Consider the following 13,836-nt stretch of genomic DNA (forward strand, 5'->3'; position numbering starts at 1 on the left):
TAAATTTTAATAATGTTAGGTTTAAAACTTCCCACAGACCCACGCTGGGTAAATATAGTTGAAAAAAATATTGAGGACATCCTTACCGATCATGCTTGGTGCGAGCAAAAGGCAGCATCCACCGCGGTGTCGCTAATTGTTGGTTTTCCTGAATATACTGAATTGGTGCAGGAAATGATTGCTCTGGTAAAGGAGGAAATCAGCCATTTTAAAATGGTGCACGATAAAATTTTGGAAAATGGCTGGGTATTGGGCCGCGACCGAAAGGATGAATATGTGCTGCAAATTGTGCAATTTTTTCCAAAAGGTGGAAGCCGTACCACACAACTTGTACACAGATTGCTTTATGCGGCTTTAATTGAAGCCCGAAGTTGTGAACGTTTCCGTCTTTTGAGTGAACAGCTTGAAGATAAAGAGCTGGCAGAATTTTACCGAAAATTGATGGTGAGCGAGGCTAATCATTATACTATGTTTTTAGGTTTCGCCCGGCAATACGGGAACCGAAAGGAAGTGGACCAAAAGTGGAATGATCTATTAATATTTGAAGCCGAAGTAATGAAGGATTTGGGAAAACATCACTCCATTCACGGATAAAAAAAACTACAGTTCTTTCAAATGAAACTGAAAAGACGAAGAAAATTAGTTAAGTATATAGATATTTTAGATCGGCCTATCCGGTTCAACCCTTTTGTATTTAGCCGAATGTTTTTTCTCTGGGCGCTTCTGGGTTTAATTGGGGGTGTAATTTCTGGGAGTTATTGGGTAGTCCTTATGTTTCTTACGGATTTCTTGGCAGTATATCAGGGTTGGCTTGTTATTCCAGTTATGGCTGTTTGTGGGCTTCTGGCAGGGTTAATAATTTTCTTCATTGGTGATCCGGGAGAAATGCAGTTAATAGTAAACAACATTCGCTTCAACAAAGGGAAACTTGATCCAAAAAATAATCCTTCCATGGTACTTTCCTCATTGCTCTGTGTAGCTTCCGGCGGAAGTTTGGGCCCCGAAGCACCATTGGTTCAAGTAACGGGATCCACCGGAAGTTGGATTGGAAAAATATTTCGTTTAAAGGGCGAAGAATTGCGCTCACTAAGTATTGCGGGAATGGCTTCGGGGTTTACGGCTCTTTTTGGTGCACCGTTGGGAGGAAGCCTCTTTTCATTGGAAATACTTCATCATAAACACGCTGTTGAATATTATCAAGCCATAATACCCGCTTTAGTGGCAAGTGGCTTCAGTTATGTGGTATTCGCGATCATTGTACATTTGGGCCTTGGGCCAACCTGGCACCTTCCCGCTTATGAAATGGCTACGGTTTTCGATTTTGGATGGGCGGTATTGTTTGGGATTATTGCAACTTTTGTGGGTTGGTGCTTTATTTTCTGTACCAAATTTTTCAAAAAAATGTTCGGAAAACTCAAGGCGCCAATATACATTAAAACGTTGATTGGCGGTGTTTTGCTCGGCACAATAGCTTTTTATATTCCACTCACACGATATTTTAGCCATTTCGAAATAGAACATTTACTTACGGACAACTTCACTATGGAATTTTTGTTGGCGGTGCTTGTTTTCAAAATTATCGCCATCGCCATTACCGTAACCTCTGGCTGGCGCGGAGGCTTTATAATCCCTCTGTTTTTCTGTGGGACAGCATTGGGTTTATTATTGCATACTATTTTTCCCGCCATTAGTCTTTCGCTAACCATTGTAAGTTGTATGGCGGCCATCAATGCCTGTGTTACGCGCACCCCAATGAGCACGACCATTCTTTTGGCAACGCTCACAGGTTTCACCTATTTTATTCCAATTCTTTTTGCCAGTTTAACAGGCTACTTTCTTGCACCGCGCATTCCCTTTATAGGAGCACAGATGGAGGAAAAGGAAAAAAAGGCCATTAAAAATAAATATATCAAGTAGAAAAAAGCTAAGTGTATGAGAACTATATTTTACATTATAATTTTTTTCTTTACTTTTTTCAGCTATTCACAATCTACTCAAGTTGATGATACCTTCAAAATTGAAGTGAAAAAAGTGGACCAACGGTCCCGGCTTTTTCAAATGCATTTCAAAGGATATTATATCAGAATTCCCGCAGACAGCAAGAAAATACAGTTTAAGCTGAAGGCAACTTCAATTAACAATGAAAAGGAAACATTTAATCCCAATTATCTTTATGTTGTTTTGCGGGATTTAAAAGTAAGACTTCGCCCGTTTGATGGCGATTTCATCCAATTGGTTAATGCGAAACCGGACGAAAAAACACCCTATTACGGTTACCAATACCGCCCTGAAGTTCTGGATACTTTCAAAGATTATCAAATGGAAGGCTATAAAGATATTGAAACCTGTATTAACTATGGTACAGAGCGGAAGCCCCACGAAAAACCCATCTATTTCAATACGCGGGAAATGAAATCGGAAACCTTCAACATTTATTTTGCAATGCCGAAGAACCAAACCTCCGGAGAATTGTTTTATGGCGATGTGAAACTGATGGATTTTACCTTGGAATAATGCTCTTTTTATCAACTTGAATAATTTACGATAGCGTTTCATTTCTTTATAACATAAAGACTTCTTTCCAAAATTCCACGTATTGTATTCATAAACTATTGATATTGTGTATATTTGATAGAAATCCCCACACGAATTGATTGTTTTTCAGTCTTTGATTTATATCTATAATTTATTATGAAAACATACACAATAAAAAGTGGTGACTCCTTAGGATCTATTGCCTTTAAGGAATTGGGCTCAACGGCAAAATGGCGAGAAATTGCCGCTTTAAATGATATTGTAAACCCCAATAATATTAAGGTTGGCCAATTATTGCAGTTGCCAATAGAAAGTAAGCCCGAAGCCAGCACAGAAAAAGCGGATGTTGTTATTATTGATGAGGATCCACGAGTTTATTACCAATACCAAAGCGATACAACAAAAAACTATTTGGGCAAAAAGTTCAAACTTGGAATTTCTAGGCCGGGCAGTCAAATAACCGAAAACTATATTCAGCAAAACCCCAATGTATTAACTGACTTAAAAATCAGTCAATCAGAATTGAATGCCTTATGGGCCACATCCGAAAATGAGGGAAATTTGGATGCGGTGAATACTTGGGACAACTCCTTTATGAGTTTTGGAATGTTCCAATGGACTTTGGGTGCCGGCTCAGACCCAGGGGAATTGCCAGCGCTGATAAAATTGGTAAAGGAAAAATATCCAGATGCTTTTGAGCAGTTCTGTGGGAAGTTTGGAGTGGATGTTTCTGAGGATACTACTTCCACCTATGGTTATTTGATCCACAATTCCAAAAAGGTGAAAACTGCCGCAGACAAACAATTTTTCCGAAGCAATATGGCCGCATATCGTTTTGCTTCCGCGGGGATGGATTCCCGGATATGTGCTGTCCAAATTTTGCACGCCATAAATAGATTCAATCTTTTTTATTTCAACAAAACGGATAAGTTGGAAGGAAATGCACTGCATGATCTGTTTTCTTCTGAATATGCTGCGGCGCTTTTTTTGGATAACCACGTTAACCGGCCTGGTTACTTATTGCCGTGTGTGGCTACCGCTATCAAAAGTTCGGGCCTTACGTTCAATCAGCTCCTAAATGGCGGGGATGCTGAGGAAATGAATGTAATTGATCAATACTTAAAAACACGTGAAACTTATGGTTCCTCCCCTATGACGCACGCAAAAAATAGGGCCGAGGTAACTAAGCGTTATTTGGATTCTGATAAGATTTCAGCATTAAAAGGAAGTTTCAAATCGAATCGGTTTTTACGATGATGCTTTGGATGAAAATTTCAATTTTTGAATTCCAGCCATTTAAAAATTAAGAATTCACCTCCATTTCCGCGGCCTTTTTTTCATTGTAAAGACTGCGGATAATGCCGTCACTAAGGCCTATTTTCGGAACAAAAACATTTTTGGCCCCACTCCATTTCATGGCAGAAAGATAAATGCGAGTAGCCGGAACCACAACATCGGCACGATCCGGATTCATATCCAATTCAGTAATGCGCTGTTCAAAAGTGAGCGATTGGATCAATTCATAATAATTGGAAAGATAAAAATAGCTGAGAGGCTTGCCTATTTTCTTTCCACTCTTTTTAAAGATGGTGTTTATGTTTCCACCACTGCCAATCATGGATATTTTTTTGAATTCCTTAGTTTCATTTTTTATCCAAGTTTCCATTGCCTCCCAAATATTTTCATCCACAAGCCCTTCGAGCAACCGGACTGTTCCTACCTTAAAGCTCTTAGAGGTAACATATTTTCCAGTGGCAAAAACGGTGAGTTCCGTGCTACCGCCGCCAACATCAACATACAAAAACACTTTATCATCCTGTATCAAGTTTTTAAGGTCTGTTGAGGCAATTATTGCGGCTTCGTCATTACCGTCAATAATATTTATAGGGATGCCAGTTTTAGCAAGGACGGTTTCTGCAAGTTGACGACCATTTGTGGCTTCCCGGATGGCAGAGGTGGCACAGGCGCGAAAGCGTTTAATATTATGGGTTTTCATCAACAGTTTAAAAGCCATCATTGCATCCAACATTCTATTGGCGCTGTTGTCCGAAATTTTTCCAGCTAGAAAAACTTCGGCGCCCAACCTAATGGGAACACGAACCAATGATGTTTTTTTGAATAGGGTTTCCTTGCCTTGCTCTTCTATAACCGTAACTACCAGCAAACGAATGGCATTACTGCCAATATCCACGGCTCCATATTTTTCTATTTTCAACAAATCAGTTAACTTCAAGTTTTTCTAAATAATAATCATACATTCTAAATTGGGAGCGAATGGGGGGCTTATTGTTTTTTAGATAAGCATTATCATTCTTAATGCTTATAACGCGTGCCTTTACGTTATCGCTCCAACCTATTTCGAAATTTTCGAGAATTTCTTTTTTAATGTCTTTGTCATAAATGGGACAGGAAATTTCAACTCTATTATCGAGGTTTCTTCCCATAAAATCGGCGGAGGAAATATAAACCTTGGTCTCGCCTCCATTTTCGAAGATGAAGAGCCGCGGATGTTCCAAAAACTTCCCAACAATACTGATGGCTTCAATATTTTCGCTCATTCCCTTTACGCCGGGAATCAAACAACATATTCCGCGCACAATCATTTTTATTTTCACCCCTGCCCTGCTTGCCTCATATAGTTTATCGATCATTTTATAATCTGAAAGGCTATTGAGTTTCAGCTTTATACCGCTTGGCCGACCTGCTTTCTTATTTCGGATTTCAACGTCTATCAAATGGCAGAGCGCGGAGCGCGTGTAATGTGGGGATACGATCAAATGCTTGTATTTTCGCACTCGATAGTTCACTTCAAAAAATTCAAAAATTCTATTTATTTCCTTACAGATGCTTTGGTCTGCCGTAAAAAGGGTATAATCCGTGTATAAACGTGCTGTTGACTCATTGAAATTTCCGGTGCTTATAATGCCATAGCGTACAATTTTTTGGTTTTCGAGCCTTTCAACAACGCAAACCTTAGTATGCACTTTCAATCCCTTCACGCCAAAAATTAAGCGGATATCCTCACTTTGTAATAACTCGGCATATTCAATGTTTGCTTCTTCATCAAAACGGGCCTGTAGTTCAATTTGTACGGTTACATCCTTTCCGTTTTTCTTCGCATTTATTAAGGAACTGGCAATGTGAGAAACTTCGGCGAGCCTATAAATTGTAATTTTTATAGATTTTACCTTTGGGTCCAAAGCTGCCTCCCGTAAAAACTTTACTACATACATAAAGGTTTGGTAGGGCGTGTGGAGCAGATAATCCTTCTCCAGAATTTTGTCGAAAAGACTTCCCTGTAAACTCAATCCGGGAATTGGCAACGGTTCCTTGGGCTCATACTGAAGATCTGACCTTCCGAGACGCGGAAAGTTCATATAATCGCGACGGTTGTGGTAGCGGCCACCTGGAATAATACTGTCGGTTTTATCTATTCCCATTTTCTCCAACAAAAACTGCAGTGTTCTTTTATCGATACTCGCGTCATACACGAAACGAACTGGGTCGCCCGTGCTTCTGTCCCTCACGCTTTTGGAAATTTTATCGATAAAACTTTTGCTCAGGTCACTATCAATATCCAACTCGGCATCACGGGTTATTTTAATCATGTGGGCCGAAATGGTTTCATACTTAAAAATGCTGAAAATATTGTGCAAACAATGGCGAATCAGATCGTCCAAGATGATAACATATTGTTTTTCCCCTTCCTTGGGCAAAACCACAAACCGGTTAATGGTTCGTGGGATTTCAATGAGCGCATAATTATGTTTTGCTTCAAAGGTATCGTCCTCTTTGCTCATCACCATTGTTACTGCCAAATATGCCGCACTATCGCGTAAACTCGGAAATTCATCTAATTCTCCAATCATAATGGTCATCATGGCTGGGCTTACCTGCCTTACAAAATATTCTGAAATAAATTTGCTTTGTGCAGGGTTGATCTCCGTTTCATTTATAATGAAGATATTTTCCTTTTGAAGTTCATTTTGAATATTACTCAATATTTTTAGACTGTGCGCCTGTTGATCAATTACGGTATGGGTTATTTCCTCTAAAAGATCTTTGGCGGAAATACCTCCCAAAAAACTACGCCCGGTTCGCCCGGCCTCGACAATGCGACGAATGGTTGCATAACGAACTTTAAAAAATTCATCGAGATTGTTTGAGAAAATTCCTAAAAAACGGAGTCTTTCCAAAAGTGGAATTTTTTCATCGTTCGCTTCCTGCAAAACCCTCGCGTTAAACTGAAGCCAGCTTAACTCCCTATTGTTGTATAGATTGCGAACGTTTTTATTTGTGTCAACTCTTTCAGTCATTATTTAAGATCCCGCGGGAAAATTGTTTTTACGGTTACACCTGTGGTTATGTTGCTCCATTTTTTGTCGTTGAATTGAAGCATCACAAAACCACATGTGGGCACATTGTCAATAAATCGGTTTCCCAACATATTTACAATGGAGGTCAATGCATGGTTGTGACCCACTATCATTACGCTGTTCAAATTATCACTCAAGGATTTTATGATGCGCATCACGTTTTGCCCACTAAAATCATACAACTCGTGATTTGTTTCCATGTCTGATTCTGGTATGTTTAAGGCTTCCTTAAAAAATTGTGCGGTTGAAAATGCCCGAGTGGCATCACTACTTATTATTTTTTGAGGCGGCTCAATTTCGTCCGCAACCTTTTTTGAAACCAATATTCCATCATTCAATCCTCGTTGCTTTAAGGATCGCTTATGGTCATCAACATTAGTTTCCCACGAAGATTTGGCATGACGGACTAAGTAAAGTGTTTTCATAAAATTGTATCAAGTTTCAGGTTTGAGCTTTCATTTTTTCAGAGCGGGAAAATGTTGGGATTTGGTATTTTATATTTGGATTTGAACATTTTCTATTTTGAATTTTATATTATGGCGCCAATCTTTCAATAATCCAATCGCTGTCCTTCAAAGTATACCGAATTCTGTCGTGCAACCTATTTGGCCTACCCTGCCAAAATTCAATGGAAATAGGTTTTATTAAAAAACCGCCCCATTCCGCCGGTTTTGGAATTTCCTGTTCGCCATACTTTTTTTCCAGTTCGGTAAGGGTCTGTTCCAAAATTTCGCGCGATCTTAAAATAGAGCTTTGCTGCGAAACTATAGCTCCCAGTTGACTTCCCTTGGGCCGGGAATGAAAATAATTAGTTGAATCTGTTTCCGATGTTTTTTCGGCAATACCTTTAATTATCACTTGTCGCTCAATGTTCGGCCAAAAAAAGGAAAGCGCGACTTTTTTATTTTTGGCAATCGCTTTGCCTTTTTCGCTGTTATAATTGGTGTAAAAATAAAAACCGTATTCATCATATTTTTTAAGAAGCACTACCCTTCCTTTGGGGAATCCATCCGTGCCGATGGTTGTTAACGTCATTGCATTTACCTCATCGATCCCGCCGTTTTCAACTACTTCAAAAAACCATTTCCGAAATTGTTGCATGGGATTTGCATCTACCGTTGTTTCGGAAAGTTCGTGCTTTTCGTATGATTTGCGGTAATGGTGAAGCTCCTCGGCCATAATTGTATTTTATTCGCAAGTTAACGGTTTTGCGGAAGCTTTGAAATAGGGCGATATTAATAATGTATTAAATTTTAGAAATGGAAATGCTTTTCATCCTCCGCCAATTCTACATTTTCAAAAGCTTCCTTGGCCTCTTTTCTGAAAAGTTCCAAATTGCCGTAACGCCCGGAATAGTGACCAAGAATTAAAGTGTCAACATTTGCCATTTTTGCGATGGTGCCGGCTTCCTTTGCCGTGCTGTGCTTGGTTTTTTCGCAAAGATGTTGATGGGCTTCCAAAAAAGTAGCTTCGTGATATAGCACCGTAACGTTCTCAATTTGCGGAACCATTTCTGGATGGAAAGCCGTATCACTGCAATATGCATATGATTTTGGGGGTGGCGGATCAAAAGTAATTAGATGGTTGGGAATAAGCTTTCCCGCCCTATTTTCTACATCAAATCCCTTCTTTATTTTATTGTAATAACTTAAATCGATATCGAGCGATCGTGCGGTTTCCACATTTAATTTGCGATCATCAGGCTTCTCCCGAAAGAGAAATCCGTTGGTGTAAACCCTGTGGTCAAGGGGGATTGTTTCAACCGAAACCTTTCCGTCCTCAAAAATGACTTCGGGAACTGATGCCTCCAATTCATGGAAATAAAGCGGATAATTTGTATAGGCTTTTCCCAGTTTTAAAAGGAGCAAAATAGCTTCCTTTATTCCTTTGGGCCCGTAAACGTGGAGTTCGGCCTTCCTCCCCAAAAGTAAAAACGTTGAAATAAGCCCCACCAAACCGTAAAAGTGGTCGCCGTGCAAATGTGAAATGAAGATATGCCTAATTCTAGAGAACTTTACGCTGCATTTTCGCAATTGCATTTGCGTTCCCTCACCGCAATCAATTAAAAAAAGGTGCCCTTTCATTTCCAATACCTGCGCCGTGGGGTGGGCTGAGGCGGTAGGTGTGGCGGAATGGCATCCCAGAATAGTTAATTTCATGGCGAATTACGAATTATGGAGTATAATTTTCGATTTTCGATAGACGATTTACTTTTTACGATTTCGAATTTAGAATTGAAGATTGGAAATTTGGAATTTGGAATTGAGAATCCAAAGTCGTACATCTAAAACCCCAGATCTCTTTCAATCTCTTCCATTTCAATTATATCCTCGGCTTCCTGAAGTGTTGGAACCACAGTCATTTCAACCGGGATGTCGTCCACCTCCAACGCATCGTTAACAATTACAAAGGATTGTTTCGTTTTGCGATGAACATTTGAAGTCTTCAAAAATAACAACAACTGCGGCAGGTCCAATGAATCGTATTTCAACAAATTTAAAACCACATTTTGATCTTTGTATTTTGAAGGCACTTGGTTTTCAATAAAGGATGCAAAATCAATAATGTTATTCTTTTCATCCTCGAGGATCACATAATTTGGGTAGTTACTAATCTTCATGATGTTTTATTTTTGAAGCCAATAAATATATTACCGCCATCCGAATGGCTACTCCGTTTTGCACTTGTTCTAAAATAATGGATTGTTTGCTATCGGCCACATCGCTTGTTATTTCCACTCCGCGATTTATGGGTCCGGGGTGCATAATCACAATTTCCTTTTTCAATGAATCGAGCAGTTGTTTGGACAGTCCAAATTGTTGGGTATATTCTCGAGTAGTGGGAAAATAACTGATGTCCATCCGTTCATTTTGCACGCGAAGCATATTTGCTACATCGCACCATTCCAACGCTTTTCGAAGGTTCGTTTCAACCCCTACATTCAAACTTTCTATATATTTAGGAATAAGAGTTTTAGGGCCGCAAACCTTAACCGACGCTCCAAGTTTTTGAAGTGCAAAAATATTTGATAATGCCACTCTTGAATGAAGAATATCACCCACAATTACAATCTTTTTTCCTGAAACGTCACCCAACTTTTCACGAATGGAATAGGCGTCGAGCAATGCTTGTGTGGGGTGTTCGTGAGCGCCATCACCGGCATTAATAATACTAGCGCTTACGTGTTTGGAAAGGAATACGCCTGCACCCGGATTTGGGTGGCGCATTACCACCATATCCACTTTCATCGATAGAATATTATTTACGGTATCAATCAGCGTTTCGCCCTTTGTTACCGAAGAACTGGAGGATGCAAAATTTATAACATCTGCGGAAAGTCTTTTTTCAGCAAGCTCAAACGAAAGTTTGGTTCGGGTGCTGTTTTCAAAGAAAAGATTGGCGATGGTAATATCGCGAAGCGAGGGAACTTTTTTGATGGGTCGGTTGATAACTTCCTTAAAATGATCTGCCGTTTCGAAGATGAGATTGATATCGGCTTCGGTAATGTATTTTATTCCCAGTAAGTGGTTTACACTTAGTTCGCTCATTTTATATTTCTTTGAACTTTTAGCTTTTTACTTTTAACTTTTTACCAAATAAACAGCATCTTCGCCATCATTTTCCTTCCAACAAACCTTTACTTTTTCACCGTTTATGGCATCTACCTGTCTTCCGCGATAATCGGGCTGGATTGGTAAATGCCGGCTGAAACGGCGGTCTATCAATGTTAGCAATTCAATTTCCAACGGCCTTCCGAAGGACTGCACCGCAGTCAATGCAGACCGGATGCTTCTTCCTGTGAACAGCACATCGTCAATAAAAACCACGTTTTTATCCTCAACTATAAAATTTATATTGGTTTTATTGGCTTCCAACGGCTTTTCCCCTCTTCGGAAATCGTCCCGGTAAAAAGTAATGTCCAAATACCCAAGCTTGATATTCTTGATTTTATATTCATCCTCAAGCAGGGTTTTCAGTCTTTCGGCCAAAAAAATGCCCCGTGGCTGTATTCCGATAAGTACGGTTTTGGAAAAATCGTCGTGTTTTTCAATCAATTGGCAAGCCAAACGGTTAAGCGCAATGTTTATTTCGGTTGCGTTCAGTAACACTTTTTGGCTCATAGAATTTCTGAATTTTTTCCGACAAGTATCGGAACAGTATGCAAAAATAAGCTTTTTTATTTACTAATATAAAATGTTTGAAGACGATAAGTAATTCAAAATTTATAGGATAAAAGCCTGTCCATTTTATGGCGGACAGGCTTGATATTTCCTAAAAATATGAATTTATTTCGCGTACGGATTTAAAATAATATCAATGCGCTCTCGTAAATCCATGAGGTGGATTTTGCTCATTTTATCGCTTGTTTTATTTAATGCACTACGAATGTCGTTGTCCAATGTTTTAAGTTCTGCCCTGGCTACCGAACGGATATCACTTTGGTTTACGTCAACTTTAGTTCTATTTTTACCTTCCTGCTCCTTCGTCATCAAATATTGCAGCCTATCCACATATGCGCGTTGAAGGTTTCTTCTGTAAGTATCGATAGCATTTCCGGTATTAAGTTCGCTAAATATGCCATTTCGTAAGTCTTCCATCATTTCCAGAAGGCTATAACTTTCCTTTCCATTGATGCTTTCATTTTCAATAATGCGCGCCATTCTTCCGAAATCGAGAATATTCTTCAGAGTTTTAGCCTGCAATGCACGAATGTTTTCAACGGCCCCATCAAATTGAATTTTGTTGAAAATATTCGCATCCACCAACCATTGCGGCGTATTGAAAAGCTGTTCCTGTAAAAATGCCATGCTTTCCTCCTGCTTGGCTTTTGGCACATGAGTGTAAACGGCGCCCTCTTGATCATAAGTTTTGTAATATTGGTACACGCCACCAATGTTTGCCGTAACGTGGCCCATATATCTATTGAATTGGCCAACAATTTGATCGTACATTTTTGAAAGGTCTTCGTAATCCTTACCGTCTTCACGGGTGTATTCTATTAAATTAGGAATTACAAGTTTCAAATTTGAAATACCGTACATACTTGCTTTTACGGCATCATCACCCAAATCTTCCGTTTGGCTGCTCGGATCGATTACGCTATTATTGGGTTGCTGGCTTCCGAAACGGTACAAAGGATCGCCGGCGTGCTGAAGAATCCACGAGTCCAAAATTTTCTTTTCTTCTTCGGCGGAAAGATTTGGCAAAGGCCTGTAGCCCCAATTGATTGCATATTTATCGTAAGTTCCAATATTCGGCATTAAAGCCACATCTCCATCGCCGGGCTGTGCTATGTAATTGAAACGCGCATAATCCATAATGGAAGGCGCTGTTCCGTACTTTTTTGTGAAATCTACAGAGCGCAAAGAATCTACAGGATAAGCCACGCTGCTGCCCATATTATGCGGAAGGCCGAGTGTATGACCTACTTCATGCGCGGAAACGAACCGAATCAATCTTCCCATAATTTCATCCTTAAAAGCTACGCCCCTAGCTTCGGGATTTATGGCTGCGGTTTGCACGAAATACCAGTTTCGTAATAAGGTCATTACGTTGTGGTACCAATTGATATCGCTTTCCAAAATCTCCCCACTTCGCGGATCGCTAACGTGCGGCCCATTTGCATTGGGAATTGGCGATGCCAAATAGCGCACTACGGAATAACGCACATCCTCAGGTGACCAATCGGGGTCCTCCTCAACAGTTGGCGGATCCTTTGCTATAATTGCATCCTTAAACCCAGCAGCTTCAAAAGCAACTTGCCAGTCCTCGATTCCTTGTTTTATGTATTTCCTCCATTTCACCGGCGTTGCACGATCAATGTAATACACGATCTGTTTTTTTGGAACTACTAATTCGCCTTTCATAAACGCGGCTTTATCTTCGTCACGAACTTCCAAACGCCATCTATCCAAATATTTCACGGTTTTGCTTTCTTGTTTGTCTAAACCGTAATCCGTTTGTCCGCGGGCAAACCAGCCTACTCGTTCATCAAAATAGCGACGTTTCATGGGAACTTTTGGAAGCAAAACCATTGAATTGTTCATTTCCACGGAAATAGAACCCAAGGCAGAATTACTGGGCGGTTCTTTGGCAGCATAGGTTTTAACATGCCGCGACTCAATATTTAGAGGGTATGATTTTATACTTTCAATATACGTTCGTTCCTTTTCCAAGGCGGTTACTTTGTATTCCTCGCGATAATGATTGGGCAGTCCCAACGGTTTTACATCCGTATCAAAAAGTTTGTTTACTTCAATTACCGTGGATGTGCTGTCTTTTCCAAAGGCTCGAATATCAAAAGAAAAAAGAACAGGCTCAAAGTTTGAATTTACGACCGCTTCATAAATAGGAAGCGAATCTGCCGCAAAAATTTGATGCGAAACCACGCGAAGCAAAACTTTGGTTGGCTTTTTTTCCCATCTTAAAACCTGTGTATTGGTTTTTCCGCCCCCGAAACCAATATTGGTGGCGGTTTTTGCGATGCGCGTAACCATAAGCATTTCCCTTCCGAAAAGAGAATCTGGTATTTCGTAAAAATAATCATCCTTTATGGTATGTACTTTAAAAAGACCATCGTCGGTCTTGGCTTCTTTGGTAATAACTTTATCGTAAGGTTTTATGGACACCTTATCCTTATCTTTTTCTGAACCTTTCTCTGTAGCTTCAGATTTACCGTTGGATATTTTTTTTGGAGTAGCGCAGGAAATTGCCAATAGTAGCAGCGCGGGAGCAAGAATTCTTATTTTCATCTATAAATAAATTTCTATTTAAAAAAGATTTTGAATTTAGTCAATTTTAATTTCATTGAAAGAACTTTTCTATAATTTGAAGTTTTTTTATTTCGGATGAAAGGTTTAAAACAAAAAAAAACCTTCCGTTAACGGAAGGTTCTTTTATTATTAATGGATGATAATCCTGCTTT

13 protein-coding genes are annotated in these 13,836 nt (G+C 39.6%); 4 read left to right on the top strand and 9 right to left on the bottom strand.

Going from position 1 to position 13,836, the window contains the following annotated elements:
• Nucleotides 1-12: 12 nt before the first annotated feature.
• From QRD02_RS04450 to QRD02_RS04465, 4 genes are all read left to right on the top strand, one after another.
• Complete coding sequence (locus QRD02_RS04450) at nt 13-594, top strand: MiaE family protein (protein ID WP_290253709.1); 582 nt, start codon at nt 13-15, stop codon at nt 592-594.
• A gap of 21 nt (nt 595-615) precedes the next feature.
• Nucleotides 616-1,917 carry a chloride channel protein gene (locus QRD02_RS04455; RefSeq protein ID WP_290253710.1) on the top strand — a complete coding sequence of 434 codons (1,302 nt, stop codon included), beginning with the start codon at nt 616-618 and terminating at the stop codon, nt 1,915-1,917.
• 15 nt (nt 1,918-1,932) lie between these two features.
• Complete coding sequence (locus QRD02_RS04460) at nt 1,933-2,514, top strand: hypothetical protein (protein WP_290253711.1); 582 nt, start codon at nt 1,933-1,935, stop codon at nt 2,512-2,514.
• 177 nt (nt 2,515-2,691) lie between these two features.
• Nucleotides 2,692-3,792, top strand: coding sequence for a LysM peptidoglycan-binding domain-containing protein (locus QRD02_RS04465; protein WP_290253712.1), 1,101 nt, complete (start codon nt 2,692-2,694; stop codon nt 3,790-3,792).
• Nucleotides 3,793-3,838: 46 nt separating this feature from the next.
• Here the strand turns inward: QRD02_RS04465 and QRD02_RS04470 are convergent, their stop codons facing one another.
• The 9 genes from QRD02_RS04470 to QRD02_RS04510 all read right to left on the bottom strand — a co-directional run bounded on the left by QRD02_RS04470 (nt 3,839) and on the right by QRD02_RS04510 (nt 13,663).
• Nucleotides 3,839-4,753: a Ppx/GppA phosphatase family protein gene (locus tag QRD02_RS04470; RefSeq protein WP_290253974.1), complete on the bottom strand. Its 915-nt coding sequence runs from the start codon at nt 4,751-4,753 to the stop codon at nt 3,839-3,841.
• Nucleotide 4,754: 1 nt separating this feature from the next.
• Complete coding sequence (ppk1, locus tag QRD02_RS04475) at nt 4,755-6,851, bottom strand: polyphosphate kinase 1 (protein WP_290253713.1); 2,097 nt, start codon at nt 6,849-6,851, stop codon at nt 4,755-4,757.
• Complete coding sequence (locus QRD02_RS04480) at nt 6,851-7,336, bottom strand: SixA phosphatase family protein (RefSeq protein ID WP_290253714.1); 486 nt, start codon at nt 7,334-7,336, stop codon at nt 6,851-6,853. The genes ppk1 and QRD02_RS04480 overlap by 1 nt, the downstream gene beginning before the upstream one ends.
• Before the next feature lie 109 nt (nt 7,337-7,445).
• On the bottom strand, nt 7,446-8,090 hold the full coding sequence (gene pdxH, locus QRD02_RS04485; RefSeq protein ID WP_290253715.1) for a pyridoxamine 5'-phosphate oxidase: 645 nt from the start codon (nt 8,088-8,090) through the stop codon (nt 7,446-7,448).
• Nucleotides 8,091-8,164: 74 nt separating this feature from the next.
• Entirely contained in the window at nt 8,165-9,070 is a 906-nt protein-coding gene (locus QRD02_RS04490; RefSeq protein WP_290253716.1) for a ribonuclease Z, read from the bottom strand.
• 125 nt (nt 9,071-9,195) lie between these two features.
• A complete protein-coding gene (locus QRD02_RS04495) occupies nt 9,196-9,531 on the bottom strand; it encodes a ribonuclease Z (protein ID WP_290253717.1) in 336 nt (111 codons plus the stop codon).
• Nucleotides 9,521-10,459 carry an aspartate carbamoyltransferase catalytic subunit gene (locus tag QRD02_RS04500; RefSeq protein WP_290253718.1) on the bottom strand — a complete coding sequence of 313 codons (939 nt, stop codon included), beginning with the start codon at nt 10,457-10,459 and terminating at the stop codon, nt 9,521-9,523. The genes QRD02_RS04495 and QRD02_RS04500 overlap by 11 nt, the downstream gene beginning before the upstream one ends.
• 33 nt (nt 10,460-10,492) lie before the next feature.
• Nucleotides 10,493-11,032, bottom strand: coding sequence for a bifunctional pyr operon transcriptional regulator/uracil phosphoribosyltransferase PyrR (gene pyrR, locus QRD02_RS04505; protein WP_290253719.1), 540 nt, complete (start codon nt 11,030-11,032; stop codon nt 10,493-10,495).
• 165 nt (nt 11,033-11,197) lie between these two features.
• Nucleotides 11,198-13,663 carry a zinc-dependent metalloprotease gene (locus QRD02_RS04510; protein WP_290253720.1) on the bottom strand — a complete coding sequence of 822 codons (2,466 nt, stop codon included), beginning with the start codon at nt 13,661-13,663 and terminating at the stop codon, nt 11,198-11,200.
• Between the last annotated feature and the right edge of the window lie 173 nt (nt 13,664-13,836).

It is taken from the genome of Aequorivita aurantiaca (assembly GCF_030410135.1).
GTDB lineage: Bacteria > Bacteroidota > Bacteroidia > Flavobacteriales > Flavobacteriaceae > Aequorivita > Aequorivita aurantiaca.